The following is an 18,175-nucleotide window of genomic DNA, read 5'->3' as shown; positions in this document are numbered from 1 at the left end:
AATAAGAACAAGTGAGAGAATTGCATGAGAAAATTAGCATTGCCAGAAGAAGTGCTGCTCCAGCTTGAGCAGCCTGCGCGATACATTGGAAATGAATTCAACAGTGTCGTAAAAGACAAAGAGAAAGTAGCCCTGCGCGGCGCATTCCTGTTCCCGGATGTGTATGAGATCGGTATGTCCCACCTTGGCATCCAGATCCTGTACGATATGTTTAACAAACGTGAGGACATGTGGTGTGAGCGTGTCTATTCCCCATGGCCGGATCTGGACCGCGTGATGCGGGAACAGAGCATTCCGCTGTTCGGCCTGGAATCCCAGGAGCCGGTGAAAAACGAGGATTTCCTGTTTATCACCCTGCAGTATGAGATGTGTTATACGAACGTTCTGCAGGCGCTCGACCTTGCCGGAATCCCGCTGCATGCGGTGGAGCGTACCGACGAGGACCCGATCGTTATCGGCGGCGGCCCGTGTACGTACAATCCGGAGCCGATCGCTCCGTTCTTCGATCTGTTTTACATCGGAGAGGGCGAGGTTGTGTACGACAAGCTTTTTGACACGTATCTGGAAAATAAAAAGAACGGCGGAACCCGTCAGGATTTCCTGAAAAAGGCATGCCGGATCCCTGGTATTTACGTACCGCAGTTTTATGAAGTAACGTACCACGAGGACGGAACGATCGCGGCCTTTACGCCGTCCATTCCGGAAGCACCGGAAAAGATCAAAAAACAGCTCGTCATGGATATGACCGAGGCAACGTATCCGGAGAAACCGGTCGTGCCGTTTATCAAGGCAACACAGGACCGTGTCGTTCTGGAGATCCAGCGCGGCTGTATCCGCGGCTGCCGTTTTTGCCAGGCGGGTATGGTGTACCGTCCGACAAGAGAGCGCGATGTGGAGAAGTTAAAAGAACTTGCGACCCATATGCTGCGCAATACCGGCCACGATGAGATTTCGTTGAGTTCTTTGAGCTCGAGTGATTACAGCCATCTTCCGGAGCTTGTCAACTATCTGATCGACAGCTGCCCGGAAAAAGGTGTCAATATTTCCCTTCCGTCTCTTCGAATCGACGCATTTTCCCTCGATGTCATGAGCAAGGTACAGGATATCAAAAAGAGCAGCCTGACCTTCGCACCGGAGGCGGGAAGCCAGCGGATGCGGAATGTTATTAATAAAGGTCTGACCGAGGAAGTCATTCTCGACGGAGCCGGAAAAGCGTTTGAGGGCGGCTGGAATAAAGTAAAACTGTATTTCATGCTGGGCCTTCCGACCGAGACCGAGGATGATATCAAAGGAATTGCGCATCTGGCGGAAAAGATCGCAGAGCGTTACTATGAGATTCCGAAAGACCAGAGAAACGGAAAATGCCAGATTACGGCAAGCTCCTCGTTCTTTATCCCGAAGCCGTTCACCCCGTTCCAGTGGGCACCGATGAACACGGAGAGGGAGTTTCTTGACAAAGCGGCGATTGTAAAGGCAGAGGTCCGCGCACAGCTGAATCAGAAGAGCATCCGTTACATTTATCATGAGGCAGATATTTCCCTTCTGGAGGGATTCCTTGCACGCGGTGACCGGAAATGTGCCGAAGTTATTGAAAAAGCGTACAGAAAAGGTGCTATTTTCGATGCCTGGTCCGAGTATTTCCGGAAAGATGCCTGGGAAGAAGCGTTTGCAGAGACCGGCATTGACGTTTCGTTCTATGCCTGCCGTGAGCGCAGCACCGATGAGATCCTTCCGTGGGATTTCCTTGATATCGGCGTGACGAAAAAATTCCTGATCCGCGAATGGGAGCGGGCACAGAAAGAAACCGTTACCCCGAACTGTAAGATGCAGTGTTCCGGCTGCGGAGCAAAATCATTCGGAGGAGGTGTCTGCTATGAAAATCAGAATTAAGTTTGCCAAAACAGGTGTGATGAAATTTGTGGGTCATCTGGATGTGATGCGTTACTTCCAGAAAGCAATCCGCCGTGCAGAACTTCCGATCGCTTATTCCGAGGGCTTCAGCCCGCACATGCTGCTGTCGTTTGCTTCTCCGCTCGGTGTCGGCATCAGCAGCACCGGTGAATATTTCGATATGGTGCTCGCGGAAGATATGAAAACCGACGAGATTGTAAAACGTCTGAATGCGACGATGGTTGAGGGAATGGAAGTGCTTTCCGCCCGCCATGTGCCGGATGGAAAAGCAAGCAAGGCAATGTCTCTCGTAGCAGGAGCCGATTATCTCGTGCAGTTCCGCGAGGGAAAAATGCCGGAGATTGATCTGGAAACGAAAGTACCGGTGTTTTTTGCACTTCCGCAGATTGAGATCATGCGAAAGACAAAACGAAGCGAAAAGCTGACCGATATCCGCCCATGGATTTACGATATGAAAGCAAAGAAAAGTGGTGTCTGGATGCAGCTCTCCACCGGAAGTGTTTCGAACCTGAAACCGGAGCTCGTGATGGAAGCGTTCTGCAAATGGTGCGGGGTTGAACTGCCGCCGTTTGCATACACGATTCTGCGCGAGGAAGTTTACGCAGACATCGGAACGGAAGAAGAGCGAAAGCTGGTTCCGCTGGAAGCATTAGGAGAAGAAGTTGAGTAAACGAGTTGTCATTGCCCATCTGCCGTGGGAGGGAAAAGATTACCTGGTACACACGCTGGTGGAAGGAGAAAAACCGGTCGAACTGACGGCCCTCTGCAGGGAGAAGGAAACGCTGCTTGGCAATATCTATGTCGGCCGGGTGGAAAAACTGGCGCCCGGGATCCGCGGGGCATTTGTCTCGTTTGCGGAGCAGCAGAGCTGTTTTCTTGATCTGTCCCGTGTAAAAGAAGGGTATCTTCTGAAAAAAGCACCGGGAACGGAACTGCATGTCGGAGATGAAATTGTCGTGCAGATCCAGCGGGAAGCGCAGAAAACGAAGCTTCCGTCGGCGACAGCAGAACTTTCTCTTTCGGGAAGTGCCCTGGCGCTCTATTATGGAAAGCCGGAAATCTCATGCTCGGGACGCCTTCTGCCGGAGCAGAAAAAACGGTTAAAAGAACTGGGAAGCCGGATGTTTCCAGAGCTTTCCGGCGGAAGCCTTCCGTTTGGCGTGATCTTCCGCACCGCATCCGCTGATGCTTCGGAAGAAGAGATCCGGCAGGAATATCTCGAGCTGTCCGAAAAACTCGCGCGGATTGTCCAGTATGGAACGATGCGGAGCCTGTACTCCTGCCTGTATCGGGCGTCAGATGCCGTGCCGGAGCTCGTCAAACGGTATGCACCGTCAGTTTCAGAACTTGTGACAGATGACAGAGAAACGTATGAGATCTGCAGAGAATATCTGGAGCGCCATGATTTTCACGACTGCCGCCTGACCTGGTATGAGGATCAGCTTACCACACTGACAAAGAAAGAAAATCTCGAAAATCACGTAAAACAGGCACTCGACAAACGTGTGGATCTGCCTTCCGGCGGATTCCTCGTGATCGAACCGACCGAAGCGCTGACCGCGATCGATGTGAACAGCGGAAAGCAGCTCGGCGGACGGAAAAATACGTTTCTGTACAGCGTAAACCAGGAGGCAGCCCGCGAAATCGCCCGCCAGATCCGCCTGCGCGGGATTTCCGGTCTGATCCTGGTTGACTTTATCAACATGCCGGAAAAAGAGCAGGAGGAGCGCCTTCTCGGCTTCCTGCAGGGTCTTGTGCGGGAAGATCCCGTTCCGACCAAAGTTGTGGATATGACGGCGCTTCATCTCGTGGAACTGACGAGAAAGAAAATCCGCCGGCCGCTGGCAGAACAGATGAAATGACAGTGACCTTACAAAGGAGGAATGAATATGGAACCACAAAAGAAACCGATTCACCTCAATGAAAATGATACCCCATATCTTTACGAACCCTTTCGAAACCAGATGCCGGCAAAACGGCCGCATCCGGCGGAAAAAGAAAAGATACTGAAACCATGGCAGGGCCTGCTGGTGTTTGCCTTTCTGATGGTTCTTTTTAATCTCGCTGGAATCCCGCTGGTTCTTGCAGGAGGGATGTATGGAAATGCGCTGGACGAGATCATTGTATTCCTGATCGGATCCATTCTCGTCGTACGGGCACTTCATATTCCGTTAAAAGAAGTGTTCCCATTAAAAAAGCCGGATGGAGCCGGAATCCTCGGAACCATTCTGATGTGGTATGTGACGTACCGCGGTGTGCTTGCCCTTTTCCTTCTGATGGAATGGATTTTCCCGCAGGAATACGCAAGCCTCTCGGAATCCATGGACAGCAGTATGGCGGGCCTTTCCTGTTTCGGCGAGCTGCTTGTCGTTGCGCTGACACCGGCCATCTGTGAAGAAGCACTGCACCGCGGTCTTCTGCAGTACAGCCTGCGCGGAATCAAAAAGAAATGGGTGATGCTGCTTCTGATGGGCGTTTATTTTGGCGCTTTCCACATGAGCATCGTCCGTTTTCTTCCGATGATGATGATGGGAATCGTTCTCTCGTATGTGCGGATGAAGACCGACAACATGTTTTACAGCTCGCTGTTTCATTTCGTCCATAACGCATCGACGATTGTGGCGAGCATTGCGGCAAGCTTCCTCTATATGTTCTCGCAGGGGAACGCAGCAGCAGGCAGCGGATACGCAACGGAAACGTACATCGGCATGTATCTGATCGAAGCGGCGCTGATGCCGATCGGTCTTTATATGGGAAGCCGTCTTCTGATGTACCAGCAGACAAAAAGCGAAGGATTTTTCCCGAAGGAGAGAAGAAAAAAGACCATTGCAAAAATCGTAATTCCGACCATTCTGCTGATCCTTGGCGGACTGTTTTTCCTTGGTATTGGTATGATGTAAAAAGAATCAAAAGCAGTTTGGGCAATTTTGCAGAAATGTCCAAGCCGGGTAGAAAACAGGTACGATTTATGATAGAATAACAGCAAATCAAGCGTTACACGATATTACAGAAAGGAAAAGCTGTTTCTCTAAAAAGAGACAGCAGGAATAAGAACTATGGCAAGAACAGCTATTGCTACCGACAGCAACAGCGGTATTACACAGAGTCAGGCGAAAGAGCTGGGCGTTTTTGTCCTTCCGATGCCTTTCTTCATGCGCGGAAAAATCCAGTTTGAGGATATCGACCTGACACAGGAACAGTTTTACGAGATTCTGGCAGAGGATGCGGCTGTTTCCACATCTCAGCCGTCTCCGGGAGATCTGATGGATTTCTGGAACAAAATTCTCGAAGAGTACGATGACATTGTTTACATTCCGATGTCAAGCGGCCTTTCCACCTCCTGTGATACAGCGACCGTGCTGTCCGAGGACTACGAAGGAAAAGTGCAGGTTGTCAACAACCAGAGAATCTCCGTTACGCAGCAGCAGTCTGTTCTGGATGCAAAGAAAATGGCAAACCGCGGCGTGGCAGCAAAAGACATCAAAGCAATTCTGGAAGAGGATGCGCTGGATGCAAGTATCTATATTATGGTAGATACGTTAAAATACCTGAAAAAAGGCGGCCGCGTTACGCCGGCAGCAGCCATGATCGGAACCGTTTTAAATATCAAACCGGTGCTGACGATCCAGGGAGAGAAGCTTGACGCGTTTGAAAAAGCGCGCGGTGTGAAACAGGCAAAGAAAGCCATGATCAAGGCTATGAAAAAAGATATGGACAAACGCTTCGCAAAAGAACGTGCAGCCGGCATCATGGGACTTCACATTGCCTATACCGCAAACGACAAAGAAGTAATCGATGGATGGATTGTCGAAGTAAAAGAAGCCTTCCCGGATTTTGAAGTCGATGCGCATCCACTGTCCTTAAGCGTTGCCTGCCACATCGGACCTGGCGCACTGGCAATTGCATGTGAAAAAAAATCTGCAATTTCCTGAAAAATACTATTGACAAACAGCAGACGTGATGATATATTGTAGAAGTATGCCGCACAGAGAGGTAAAAGAGTCGAAAGACCACCGAATCTGGCGAGTAATTGATAGGGAGGTGCCATATGTACGCAATTATTGCAACAGGTGGTAAACAGTACAAGGTAGCTGAAGGCGATGTTATCCGAGTAGAGAAACTTGGCGTTGAAGCTGGAGAAACCGTAACTTTTGATCAGGTACTTGCAGTAAGCAATGACGGACTGAAAGTTGGCGAGGACGTTAAAAATGCATCCGTAACCGCATCTGTAGTTGGAAACGGTAAAGGCAAAAAAGTTATCGTTTACAAGTATAAGAGAAAAACTGGTTATCATAAGAAAAACGGTCACAGACAGCAGTACACTGAAGTGAAGATTGAAAAAATCAACGCTTAAGTCTTATGATTTGTATAACCGTAACAGAGTCTGACGGCGAGTACATCTCCGTGGAGTCAAACGGTCATGCAGGCTATGCAGAGGAAGGGCAGGATATTATCTGTGCCGCTGTCTCCGCACTGATTGTAAACACCGTAAATTCCGTGGAAACATTGACAGAGGATCTGATTATAAGTGAAGCTGGAGATGGATACGTGTATTTTTCATTCCCGAATGGGTATTCTGAAAGTACCGCACTTCTTGTAAAATCACTTTTGCTGGGCCTCGAAAGTATCCGCCGCGATTATGGAGCACAATACTTAGAGATCGCATTCAAGGAGGTGTAATACCATGTTAAATATGAACCTTCAGATTTTCGCTCATAAAAAAGGAGTTGGTTCTACCAAGAACGGTAGAGATTCCGAGTCCAAGAGATTAGGAGCAAAAAGAGCTGACGGACAGGTTGTAAAGGCTGGAAACATTCTTTACAGACAGCGTGGAACCAAGATTCATCCAGGCGTGAACGTAGGAATCGGAAAAGACGATACCTTATTCGCTATGGTTGACGGACGCGTAGCTTTCGAAAGAAAAGGACGTGACAAAAAACAGGTTTCCGTATATCCGGTAGCAACAGAAGAGTAAGACAAAGGTGCGGCTTCAAATCTTAAGAGGTTTGAAGCCGTTTTTGTTAATAATAATTAAAGGTCCAGCAGACCGATTTGGATTTAGATAAAACAAGACAGGAGAATACCATGTTTGCAGACAGAGCAAAAATTCTGATCCGCTCCGGTAAGGGCGGAGACGGACATGTCAGTTTCCGCAGAGAGCTTTTTGTACCGAACGGCGGGCCGGACGGCGGCGATGGCGGCAAAGGCGGAGACGTTATTTTTGAAGTTGACGAAGGACTGAATACACTGGTTGATTACCGCCACAGAAGAAAGTTTTCTGCTACCGACGGCGAGCCGGGCGGAAAACGCAGATGCCATGGCGGAAACGGCGCAGATATTGTCCTGAAAGTACCGGAAGGAACCGTCATTATGGACGCTGCGAGCGGAAAAGTCATCGCAGATATGTCCGGTGAAAACCGCCGTCAGGTTGTATTAAAAGGCGGAAAAGGCGGAAACGGAAATATGCATTACGCAACCGCTACCATGCAGGTTCCGAAATACGCCCAGCCAGGCCAGCCGGCACAGGAGCTGGAAGTAAGAATGGAACTGAAAGTCATCGCGGACGTCGGACTCGTCGGTTTCCCGAACGTTGGAAAATCGACCCTGCTTTCCCGCGTGACAAATGCAGAACCGAAAATTGCAAATTATCACTTTACCACGCTTTCCCCGAACCTCGGTGTCGTAGACCTTGAGGGCTGCAGCGGATTTGTTATCGCAGATATCCCGGGACTGATCGAGGGTGCATCGGAAGGAGTCGGCCTCGGCCATGAATTCCTGCGCCACATCGAGAGAACCCGCGTGATGATCCATGTAGTAGACGTTGCATCGACCGAGGGAAGAGATCCAGTGGATGATATCAACAAGATCAACAAAGAGCTCGAAGCCTATAACCCGGAGATCGCAAAACGCCCGCAGATTATCGCGGCCAATAAGACCGATGCGATCTATGTAGAAGAGGGCGAAGAGGATCCGGTGGAACGTCTGAAAAAAGAGTTCGAGCCGAAAGGCATCCCGGTTTATCCGATTTCTGCCGTCAGCGGAAAAGGCTTAAAAGAGCTTTTATATGCCGTACAGAAAAAACTCGATGAGCTTCCGAAAGAGCGTATGGTCTTCGAGCAGGAATTCTTCCCGGAGGATATGCTTCTTGCCGAGAACCTGCCGTACACCGTCGAGCAGGACCCGGAGGACGAGCACCGCTTCATCATCGAGGGACCGAAGATCGAGAAAATGCTCGGCTACACCAATCTGGATTCCGAGAAAGGTTTTGCTTTCTTCCAGCGGTTCTTAAAAGATACCGGTATCTTAGACGAACTCGAACAGGCCGGCATCCAGGAAGGCGATACCGTCAAGATGTATGGATTTGAATTTGATTATTATAAATAGAACGAATAAATAACGAAGGAGGAGACGTATGACCAGCAAGCAGAGAGCATACCTGAAAGGCCTTGCCATGACCATGGAACCGATCCTGCAGGTAGGAAAAAGCAGCATCACGCCGGAGCATACCGCTGCTGTAGCAGAGGCACTTGAGGCGAGAGAACTGATTAAAATCAATGTACTGCAGAACTGCCTCGATGATCCAAGAGAGATCGCAGAAGTTCTGGCAGAACGCACCAATTCCCAGGTCGTACAGGTGATCGGCAAAAAGATCGTGCTGTACAAAGAGGGCAAAAAAGAGAAAAAGAAAATTCAGCTTCCGAAATAATCCGCAGGAAAGAACCGCCGGGACCGGAGCATACCGCTGCAGTTCCGGCGCTTTTTGAGGAAAACGTATGGAAAAGAAAAACAGAAAAATTGGCATTATGGGAGGCACATTCGATCCCATTCATATCGGTCATCTGATCCTTGGCGAGGCGGCGTACGAGCAGTTCGGGCTTGATGAAGTCTGGTTTCTTCCGGCCGGAAATCCGCCACATAAGCGGAACCGGGCGGGACAGGCAAAGGATGCACAGCGTGTCGAGATGGTGCGCCGTGCCATCGCATCCAATCCGCATTTTGTGCTCTGCACCAAAGAGATGAAAGATGAGGGCTATACCTACAGTTATCGGACGCTTGAGGCGATGCGGAAGGAACATCCGGGCACGGAGTTTTACTTTATCATTGGAGCGGATTCCCTGTTCTATTTTGATGAGTGGAAAAATCCAGAGCGGATCTGCGCCGCGGCAAAGATCCTTGTGGCGACCAGGGATCGGGCAAAAGAGAAAGAGCTTCTGGCCTGTATGGAACGAAATGCAAAAAAACTTCACGGTACCTTTCTGAAACTCGACACACCGAATCTGGATGTTTCTTCCCACGAACTGCGGGAATGGATCCGGGAAGGAAAATCCGTGAAATACTATCTGCCGGATTCTGTGATTTCCTACATTCAGGAGCAGAAAATCTATCAGGATTAGAGGAAGAGCAGGATGGAACAGTACGATTTATGGAAACTGGACAAAAAACTCCAGAAGGAAGTCGATGAAGACCGCTATCATCACACGCTCGGTGTGATGTTTACCGCAGCATCCATGGCGATGGTATGGGGCGAGGATCTCGAAAAGGCCCGTGTCGCGGGACTGCTTCACGACTGTGCAAAATGCATTCCGAATAAGAAAAAAATCACCATGTGTGAGAAAAATAAGATTGAAATCACTGAGTTTGAGCGGAACAATCCGTTTTTGATCCATGCCAAGCTCGGTGCATTTCTGGCGAAGGACAAGTATAAGGTGGAAGATCCGGAGATCTTAAGTGCCATCACCTGGCATACGACAGGAAAAGAAGATATGACATTGCTGGAGAAGATCATCTATATCGCAGATTATATCGAGCCGGCACGAAACAAGGCACCGCACCTTACCCGCCTTCGGAAGCTGGCATTCACCGATATCGACGAATGCATGTATGAAATTTTAAAAGACAGTATGGCGTATCTGTCGGAAAACCCGAAGACGATGGACCCGATGACGGAGCAGGCATATCAGTTCTATGAGGCACTGCACCGGGAACGGACGGCAAAGGAGGAAGCATAAATGAGCGAAGCAAAACAGACTGCAAAACTTGCACTGGAAGCACTGGAAGATAAAAAAGCAATGGATGTCCGCATTCTGGACATTACCCATGTTTCGACTCTGGCAGATTATTTCATGATCGCCAGCGGAAGCAACCGCAACCAGGTACAGGCGATGGCAGACAACGTAGAGGAGGTACTCGGAAAAGCCGGCGTACATCCAAAACAGATCGAAGGCTATCAGACCGCAAACTGGATTCTGATGGACTACGGCGATGTTGTCATCCACATCTTTGATGAGGAGAACCGCCTGTTCTACGATCTGGAGAGAATCTGGAGAGACGGTAAAGTCGTAGAAAAAGAAGAGATTATGTAAGTTAGGTGGAAAAAGGCGCAGAAAATCCGGAACCGTGCAGAGAAAGGCGGACGGGTTCTCTGCGCCTTTCTGGTGTTTGGAACGCATATGATAAAGAAAAAGGGGAATATCACACGATGAAAAAAATAGAAAGCGGATCGCTTGCTGTGATGCTCGATGAAGAGATGCTGGGACTTAGGATCGAAAAAGACGGCGTTGTCTGGAATACGGATCCGAAAAAGACACCGGAACTGATTTTTGCAGAGGGAACATACCGTTTCCTGGATGCAGAGGAGATTTCCCATGAGGTCTATTCCTTCGGCGTCGGATGCGGCATCCGGAGCCGTTATGCGGGATTTGCGGGAACACCGTATGCCTTCGAGACGATTATCTGGATCGAAGCTGTGGATGAAACATTCTGGATGGAGTGGATTCCGCTCTGCGAGGAGGGACTGCATCCGGTAAAGGTGCTGTGGCCGACGGCAATGGAGTTTACAAACGGGCGCGATGACTGGTATACACTCCTTACCGAGGGACAGGGACTTCTGATTCCGAATACCTGGAAGACGGAACTTGGAAAGCTTTCGTTTGACGGCAGATTTGAGACCTCCGGCGGCTATATGCCGTGGTTTGGCCAGGTGAAGGAAAGATGCGGCTATACAGCGATCTGTACAACACCGTGGAACGTCGGTTATCAGGCAGAGCACCCGGCAGGCGGCCCGTATACCAGCGTGGGGGCATGGCTGGAGCCGAGCCTTGGAACAATGAATTACCGCCGCGTATTCCGTTATACGTTTTTAAATGACTGCGATTATAACGACCTCTGCAAAACATACCGTCAGTATGTACGGGAACAGGGCCATCTGCGCACTTTGAAAGAAAAGGCAGTACAGAATCCGTCCATTCACGATCTTGTGGGAACGTGTTTTGTTCATACGGGAATCAAGACGGTTGTGCAGCCGGAGTCCGGCTTTTTCGATCCGCAGAATCCGGAGAAAAATAACCGCGTAGTGCCGTTTTCCGTGCGCGAACAGCAGATCCGCGAAATTCATGATCTCGGCGTAGAGAAAGTCTATCTTCATCTGGACGGCTGGGCAGAACCGGGGTATGACAACCAGCATCCGGACTACACACCGGCATGCCAAGCGGCCGGCGGATGGGAAGACATGAAATCGCTTGTCGATACGATGCATGATTTCGGCTACAAATTCGGTATTCACGACCAGTACCGCGATTATTACCATGCAGCGCCGAGCTACGATGAAAATTATGCCTGCCGCCTTCCGGATAGAACGATACCGGGACACAGTTACTGGGCGGGCGGACCGCAGAGCTATCTCTGTGCAACGCAGGCACCGTTCTATGTGAAACGGAATTTTGCCGAGCTGAAGAAAAACGGAATCCGGCTTGACGGTGCATACCTCGATGTGTTTACGTGCAACGAGGGCGACGAGTGCGCAAATCCGGAGCATGTGATGACGAGAAGAGACTGCTATACGTACCGCGGAAACTGCTTCTCCTGGCTGCTCTCACAGGGGATTCTCTCAAGCTCCGAGGAGGTCAGCGACTGGGCCGTTCCGTATCTGGTATTCTGCCATTATGCGCCGTACGACTTTATGCTGCGCCCGGCAGAGACACCGAAAAAAGGAATCCCGGTGCCGCTCTTTAATCTTGTGTATCATGACTGCGTAATCGAGCCGTGGATGATGGACCGTGTTTCAAAAGACGAGGACTATATGCTGTATGCGCTTCTTGCAGGCGGTGCACCGTATCTTGTACGGGACGGCGCATATCCGAATACAGATGGTGCATTTGACGGGGAGAAAATCAGTCTGGAAGAGATGACAGAAAGATGCCGCGTTGTAACGGAGCTGCATGAAAAAACGGCACTCCTGGAACTGGTACGCCACGAGTGTATGACGGCGGACGGAAGCGTACAGAAGAGTGAATTTTCCGATGGAACATATGTTATTTGTGACTTTGCAGAGCAGATATATGAAATCGGATACGGGGCATAAAAGAAAAGCGCCACATGTAGATTTTGTTCTTATAAAAATACAAGATTTTGTGGTTTTCCTTGTATTTTTTCAAGTGCATATCTTGCGCGGAAAGCAGAGATTTGTTATATTATGCATGCGGAGGTGTTCATGCCCGGTGCAAAGAAGATGCCGGAGCGTGACGAAACAAAATAACACCAGAAAGGAACAAAGCAAATGAGAGAATTTGAACAGTGGGATGGCTTTACCGGAAGACTCTGGAAAGAAGGCATCGACGTACGTGACTTTATTCAGAACAACTATACTCCATATGACGGAGATGAGAAATTCCTGGAGGGACCAACAGAGGCTACAGACCGTCTGTGGGGCAAATTACAGGAACTCCAGAAAGAAGAGCGTGCAAAAGGCGGCGTTCTGGATATGGAGACAGACGTTGTAAGCGGAATCACAGCTTACGGCGCAGCATATATCGATGACAGCATGAAAGATCTGGAGCAGGTAGTTGGTCTTCAGACAGACAAACCGCTGAAACGTGCATTTATGCCGTATGGTGGAATTAAAATGGCTGAGCAGTCCTGCGAGACTTACGGCTACAAACCAAGCGAGAAGCTTCATGAAATTTTCACTAAATATCACAAAACACATAACCAGGGTGTATTCGACATCTACACACCAGAGATGATGAAAGCCCGTCATAATAAAATCCTGACCGGTCTGCCGGATACCTATGGCCGTGGCCGTATCGTAGGCGACTACCGTCGTGTTGCTCTGTACGGTATTGATTACCTGATCGAGCGCAAAAAAGCAGACTTCGCTGCAACCAATCGTCAGGGAATGCGTCGTGGTGACTTCCAGTTAAGAGAAGAGATCGCTGACCAGGTCAGAGCACTGCAGGATATGAAAGTTATGGCACAGTCCTATGGCTATGACATTTCCGAGCCGGCTAAGAACGCAAGAGAAGCTGTTCAGTGGCTGTACTTCGGATACCTTGCAGCTATCAAAACTCAGAACGGTGCTGCAATGAGCGTTGGCCGTGTATCTACTTTCCTTGACATCTACATCGAAAGAGATATCGAAAAAGGAATCCTGACCGAGAAAGAGGCTCAGGAGCTGATCGACCATCTGGTAATGAAATTCCGTATGGTTAAATTCGCAAGAATTCCGTCTTACAATCAGCTGTTCTCCGGTGACCCGGTATGGGCTACTCTGGAAGTTGCCGGTATGGGAATCGACGGACGTTCTATCGTTACAAAGAACGATTTCCGTTTCCTGCATACACTGGAAAACATGGGACCGTCCCCAGAGCCGAACCTTACTGTTCTGTACTCTGAGAATCTTCCGGAAGCTTTCAAGAAATATGCAGCTCATATTTCTGTACAGACAAGCTCCATCCAGTATGAGAACGATGATGTAATGCGTCCGGTATGGGGCGATGATTACTCCATCTGCTGCTGTGTATCTGCTACCGAGACCGGTAAGGAGATCCAGTTCTTCGGCGCTCGTGCAAACCTTGCAAAATGCCTTCTGTACGCGATCAACGGCGGTAAAGACGAGAAGACAAAACAGCAGGTTGCTCCGGAATATCAGCCGATCACTGCTGAGTATCTGGACTATGATGAGGTTATGAAGAAATACGACGTTATGATGGACTGGCTGGCTCATCTGTACGTTGGAACTCTGAACATGATCCACTACATGCATGACAAATACTACTATGAGGCAGCAGAGATGGCTCTGATCGACACCGATGTAAGACGTACCTTTGCAACCGGTATCGCAGGATTCTCTCACGTAGTAGACTCCTTAAGCGCAATCAAATACGCTAAAGTTAAAGTTATCCGTGACGAAGAAGGAATGGCTGTTGACTTCGAGACAACCGGCGACTTCCCAAGATACGGCAACGACGATGACAGAGCAGACGAGATCGCTGTATGGCTGCTTCGTACCTTCATGGACAAACTGAAATACTGCCATACCTATCGTGATTCCGAGCCGACAACCTCTATCCTTACCATTACTTCCAACGTTGTATATGGTAAAGCAACAGGTTCTCTGCCGGATGGAAGAAAAGCTGGTGAGCCTCTGTCTCCAGGAGCTAACCCGTCTTACGGCGCAGAGAAGAGCGGACTTCTTGCTTCCCTGAACTCTGTAGCAAAACTGCCGTATGAGGACGCTCTGGACGGAATCTCCAACACCCAGACCATCAACCCAGGCGCACTTGGCCACAACGACGAAGAGCGTACCGAGAACCTGGTACACGTTCTGGACGGATACTTCGAGCAGGGTGCACATCACCTGAACGTAAACGTATTCGGAACCGAAAAACTGATCGACGCAATGGAGCACCCGGAGAAACCGGAGTACGCAAACTTCACGATCCGTGTATCCGGCTATGCAGTTAAATTCATCGACCTGACAAAAGAGCAGCAGATGGACGTAATTGCACGTACCTGCCACGATCATATGTAATTTCTGAAAATGTTATTTCTAAAGCCCCCGCGGCCGCAGCAATGCGGCTGTGGGGGCTTTTTGTATATCGGTGCTTGAATTCCAGTAAAATCCACTTGATTTAGAGTACATAAAATGAGAAAATTTATCAGATACAGAACGCTAATTGAAAAACTTTTATCAAGTAATTCATAGCGTAAGTTACAAGTTAATGTTATAATACCAAAGTTAGAATTTCCTAACATAAGAAAAAATGGAGTTTTATTTATGAAAAAGAAAATTGTTGCAGCATTTTGTCTTGCCATGGTGATGACGGTCGGCGGATGTTCCGGTGCGGGGACAGCAGCGCAGCCGGAGAGCAGTGAAAGTCAGACACAGCCGGCGTCTGTTTCGGAGTCTTCGAGCAGTTCTGACGCTTCGGAAGAGAATTCCACGCAGAAATCCGCATCATCCACAGCTTCTTCCGATGCCGCAGATGCATCGAGCAGCCGGGATATTTTTGCGATGGATACGTACATGACGGTCACTGCCTATGGTCCGAATGCAGAAACGGCGGTGGATCAGGCGCAGCAGGAGATTGAGCGGCTGGATGCACTTCTGTCGACCGGAGAGGAGACGAGTGAAGTAGCGCAGATCAATGCAAACGGCAGCGGAACCTTATCGGAGGATACCACCTATCTGCTGGAACGCTCGCTGGATCTGTATGACAGCACAAACGGCGTTTTCGACATCGCAATTTATCCGATCATGGACGCCTGGGGTTTTACAACCGGAAATTATACGATTCCTTCGGATGAGACGATCGAAAGCCTCCTTCCGCTGACCGATGCCAATGATATCCTTTACGACAAGGACAGCGCATCCATCAGCTTTGCCAAGGACGGCATGAAAATCGACTTCGGCGGAATCGCAAAGGGTTATACATCCGGCAGAATTGCGGATATTTACCGGGAATGCGGTGTGACGAGCGGGCTCATCAACCTCGGTGGAAACGTTCAGGTTGTCGGCACGAAAACGGATGGCAGCAAATGGCGTGTTGCCGTGCAGAGTCCGGAAGCGGAGGATGATTATCTCGGCATTCTCTCGACGGCCGACCGGGCGGTTATTACTTCTGGCGGCTATGAGCGGTATTTCGAACAGGACGGCATGAAATATCATCACATCATCGACCCATCGACCGGTCATCCGGCAAATAACGGTCTGGTGTCGGTGACGATCGTAAGTGCTGACGGAACACTGGCAGATGGTCTTTCAACTTCTCTTTTCATCATGGGAAAGGACAAGGCGGCCGAATACTGGCGTGCACACAGCGATGAATTTGACACCATTCTGGAGGATGAGGACGGCGTTCTGCATGTAACCGAAGGAATTGCTGACGATTTCACATCCGATCACGAGACAAACATTATCAGGAAAGACGGTGATACATAACCATGGGAAAATGGAAAAAACTGACAGCATTTGCACCGGCTCTCGCGGCAGTTATCGTAGCAGCCTGCGCCGGTATTTCGCTGAACGGCTACACTGCACCGGTTTACGCCGTAGAGCAGCCGGAGGCACTGGTGACACCGGAGCCGGAACAGGATACCGATGCAGCGGAAAAGAAAGATGATACAAAAAAGAAGGACGATACCAAAAAGACAACCGATACCGAAGCAGAACTTGTCGCAGCCGTCGGTTCCGGCAGCTTTGAGCTGGCGGACGGAACGTACGAAGGAAGCGGAACAGGTTTTGGCGGTACGATTACAGTCTCTGTCGTATTGAAAGACAAAACGATTCAGTCGATCTCGATTGTAAGCGCTCCCGGCGAGGACGCAGCTTTCCTGAACCGTGCGAAGGGAGTTATCGACCGTATCATCGCATCCCAGAGTGTGGATGTGGACACGGTTTCCGGTGCAACTTTCAGTTCAAAAGGTATCCTTGCAGCCGTGAAAAATGCACTGACCGGTCAGGAGGACACTTCAGAACCGGCATCCGCATCAGGAGCGGCAGGCGGCGGAGCCTCTGCCGGCGGAACAGTTACGGTATCTAAAATTGAAGAGCCGGCTGCCTACCGGGATGGAACGTATTACGGAACCGGAACGGGATTTGGCGGCACAATGAAAGTCTGTGTTGTTGTCAGCGGCGGAAAAATTGCTTCGATTGATATTGTGGAAAACAGCGATACGCCAAGCTACCTTTCCAGTGCTTCCTTTCTGATTTCGACGATTATCTCAACACAAAGTACGAATGTGGATACGGTCTCCGGCGCGACATACAGCTCCCGCGGTATTATTGAAGCTGTGCGGAGTGCCTTAAGTCAGGCGGCAGTGAACGGGTCTTCCAGTACAAACGGAGGAAGCCAGGGCAATACAAACAACGGAAACAACAGTCAGAATAACGGCCAGAACAATAACAACTCGTCTGCATCCAAGGGAAGTTTTCCTTATCAGGACGGAATTTATTACGGAACGGCCGCCGGTTTCCAGGGAGACATCAAAGTGGCGGTAGCCCTGCAGGATCAGACGATCAAAGCGGTACTGATTCTGGAAAACGAAGATGACGAGACATTCTTCAACCGTGCCAAAGTCGTAGCGGACCGCATCGTAGACGGACAGAAAACCGATGTGGATCTCGTATCCGGCGCAACGTACAGCTCCCGCGGCATCCAGAACGCAGTAAAACAGGCGCTGGAAAATGCGAAGAAGGCAACAAACGGCGAGACCGTTCCGGATAACGGAACGAGCAGCGGCGGAACCACAACGATTCCGGAAGGAAAATTCCCATACGAGGAAGGCATTTACTACGGAACCGGCGAGGGCTATCTGGGAGACATTACAACGGCAGTTGTCATTCAGGATGAGACGATCAAGGCAATTCTCGTGACCGAGAGTGAAGATGACGAAGCATTCTTAAAACGCGCAAAACAGACAGCAAAGGACGTTGTGAAAAACCAGACACTGGAAGTTGACACCGTTTCCGGCGCAACCTACAGCTCCAGGGGAATTCTTGCGGCAATCGAGGAAGCTTTAAAAGAGGCAGAACGCGTAACTGAGGAAAAGAAAAATCCAACCCCGACACCGACGGAAACACCAACCCCGACCGAAATCCCGGAGCCAACTGAGACGCCAACACCAACCCCGACGGAAACTCCGGAACAAAAGATCTATCAGGACGGCGAATACACAGCGATTGCCGTCTGCGAGCCGGATGAAGATGAAGATTTTACCGCTTATCAGCTTTCTGTGACGGTAACAATTGAAAACGATAAAATCGTAGCGTTAAGCAACATCACCGGTGACGGAGACAGTCAGAATGCCTCCTACATCCGCCGCGCATCCGAAGGAACCTCCAAAATCAAAGGCGTTTCCGCTCAGATTCTGGAAACCGGAACGCTTGAAAACATCGACACCGTTTCCCGTGCAACCTGCTCCTCAAAAGCCATTCTTGAGGCATGCCGGAATGCGCTGGATGCTGCGAAAGTAACGCAATAAAGGG

At 49.7% G+C, this 18,175-nt stretch carries 17 protein-coding genes; all 17 read left to right on the top strand.

Going from position 1 to position 18,175, the window contains the following annotated elements; all coding sequences use genetic code 11:
• Positions 1 to 24: 24 nt before the first annotated feature.
• Positions 25 to 1,890 (top strand): TIGR03960 family B12-binding radical SAM protein, encoded by a 1,866-nt coding sequence (locus DW642_RS00470; protein WP_117508952.1) that lies wholly within the window; start codon positions 25 to 27, stop codon positions 1,888 to 1,890.
• Positions 1,874 to 2,581 carry a TIGR03936 family radical SAM-associated protein gene (locus DW642_RS00465; protein WP_117508951.1) on the top strand — a complete coding sequence of 236 codons (708 nt, stop codon included), beginning with the start codon at positions 1,874 to 1,876 and terminating at the stop codon, positions 2,579 to 2,581. The genes DW642_RS00470 and DW642_RS00465 overlap by 17 nt, the downstream gene beginning before the upstream one ends.
• A complete protein-coding gene (locus DW642_RS00460) occupies positions 2,574 to 3,773 on the top strand; it encodes a ribonuclease E/G (RefSeq protein ID WP_117508950.1) in 1,200 nt (399 codons plus the stop codon). The genes DW642_RS00465 and DW642_RS00460 overlap by 8 nt, the downstream gene beginning before the upstream one ends.
• Positions 3,774 to 3,800: 27 nt before the next feature.
• Complete coding sequence (locus tag DW642_RS00455; RefSeq protein ID WP_158554948.1) at positions 3,801 to 4,811, top strand: type II CAAX endopeptidase family protein; 1,011 nt, start codon at positions 3,801 to 3,803, stop codon at positions 4,809 to 4,811.
• Between the two features lie 156 nt (positions 4,812 to 4,967).
• A complete protein-coding gene (locus DW642_RS00450; protein WP_055267903.1) occupies positions 4,968 to 5,843 on the top strand; it encodes a DegV family protein in 876 nt (291 codons plus the stop codon).
• A 116-nt stretch (positions 5,844 to 5,959) separates the two neighbouring features.
• Positions 5,960 to 6,265 carry a 50S ribosomal protein L21 gene (gene rplU, locus DW642_RS00445; RefSeq protein WP_022462906.1) on the top strand — a complete coding sequence of 102 codons (306 nt, stop codon included), beginning with the start codon at positions 5,960 to 5,962 and terminating at the stop codon, positions 6,263 to 6,265.
• Between the two features lie 5 nt (positions 6,266 to 6,270).
• Positions 6,271 to 6,591, top strand: a complete 321-nt coding sequence (locus DW642_RS00440; RefSeq protein ID WP_055228163.1) for a ribosomal-processing cysteine protease Prp — start codon at positions 6,271 to 6,273, stop codon at positions 6,589 to 6,591.
• Positions 6,592 to 6,595: 4 nt separating this feature from the next.
• Positions 6,596 to 6,886 (top strand): 50S ribosomal protein L27, encoded by a 291-nt coding sequence (gene rpmA, locus DW642_RS00435; RefSeq protein WP_022462904.1) that lies wholly within the window; start codon positions 6,596 to 6,598, stop codon positions 6,884 to 6,886.
• Positions 6,887 to 6,996: 110 nt separating this feature from the next.
• Positions 6,997 to 8,295, top strand: coding sequence for a GTPase ObgE (obgE, locus tag DW642_RS00430; RefSeq protein WP_022462903.1), 1,299 nt, complete (start codon positions 6,997 to 6,999; stop codon positions 8,293 to 8,295).
• Between the two features lie 28 nt (positions 8,296 to 8,323).
• The gene (gene yhbY / locus DW642_RS00425) at positions 8,324 to 8,617 is read left to right on the top strand and encodes a ribosome assembly RNA-binding protein YhbY (RefSeq protein WP_022462902.1); all 294 of its coding nucleotides are present in this window, start codon (positions 8,324 to 8,326) and stop codon (positions 8,615 to 8,617) included.
• A 67-nt stretch (positions 8,618 to 8,684) separates the two neighbouring features.
• Positions 8,685 to 9,305, top strand: coding sequence for a nicotinate-nucleotide adenylyltransferase (nadD, locus tag DW642_RS00420; RefSeq protein ID WP_117508948.1), 621 nt, complete (start codon positions 8,685 to 8,687; stop codon positions 9,303 to 9,305).
• A 12-nt stretch (positions 9,306 to 9,317) separates the two neighbouring features.
• The gene (gene yqeK, locus DW642_RS15925) at positions 9,318 to 9,920 is read left to right on the top strand and encodes a bis(5'-nucleosyl)-tetraphosphatase (symmetrical) YqeK (RefSeq protein ID WP_055217892.1); all 603 of its coding nucleotides are present in this window, start codon (positions 9,318 to 9,320) and stop codon (positions 9,918 to 9,920) included.
• Positions 9,921 to 10,274 (top strand): ribosome silencing factor, encoded by a 354-nt coding sequence (rsfS, locus tag DW642_RS15920; protein WP_022462899.1) that lies wholly within the window; start codon positions 9,921 to 9,923, stop codon positions 10,272 to 10,274.
• A gap of 116 nt (positions 10,275 to 10,390) precedes the next feature.
• Positions 10,391 to 12,271, top strand: coding sequence for a DUF5696 domain-containing protein (locus DW642_RS00410; RefSeq protein ID WP_117509151.1), 1,881 nt, complete (start codon positions 10,391 to 10,393; stop codon positions 12,269 to 12,271).
• Between the two features lie 195 nt (positions 12,272 to 12,466).
• Positions 12,467 to 14,719 carry a formate C-acetyltransferase gene (pflB, locus tag DW642_RS00405; RefSeq protein WP_117508947.1) on the top strand — a complete coding sequence of 751 codons (2,253 nt, stop codon included), beginning with the start codon at positions 12,467 to 12,469 and terminating at the stop codon, positions 14,717 to 14,719.
• A 246-nt stretch (positions 14,720 to 14,965) separates the two neighbouring features.
• Complete coding sequence (locus DW642_RS00400) at positions 14,966 to 16,129, top strand: FAD:protein FMN transferase (RefSeq protein ID WP_117508946.1); 1,164 nt, start codon at positions 14,966 to 14,968, stop codon at positions 16,127 to 16,129.
• Between the two features lie 2 nt (positions 16,130 to 16,131).
• Complete coding sequence (locus tag DW642_RS00395; RefSeq protein ID WP_117508945.1) at positions 16,132 to 18,171, top strand: FMN-binding protein; 2,040 nt, start codon at positions 16,132 to 16,134, stop codon at positions 18,169 to 18,171.
• The last annotated feature ends 4 nt before the right edge of the window (positions 18,172 to 18,175 follow it).

It is taken from the genome of Blautia sp. AM23-13AC (assembly GCF_003435675.1).
Lineage (GTDB): Bacteria > Bacillota > Clostridia > Lachnospirales > Lachnospiraceae > Fusicatenibacter > Fusicatenibacter saccharivorans.
Note: the sequence above shows the minus strand (reverse complement) of the source record. Positions and strands in the feature narration are given on the sequence as shown.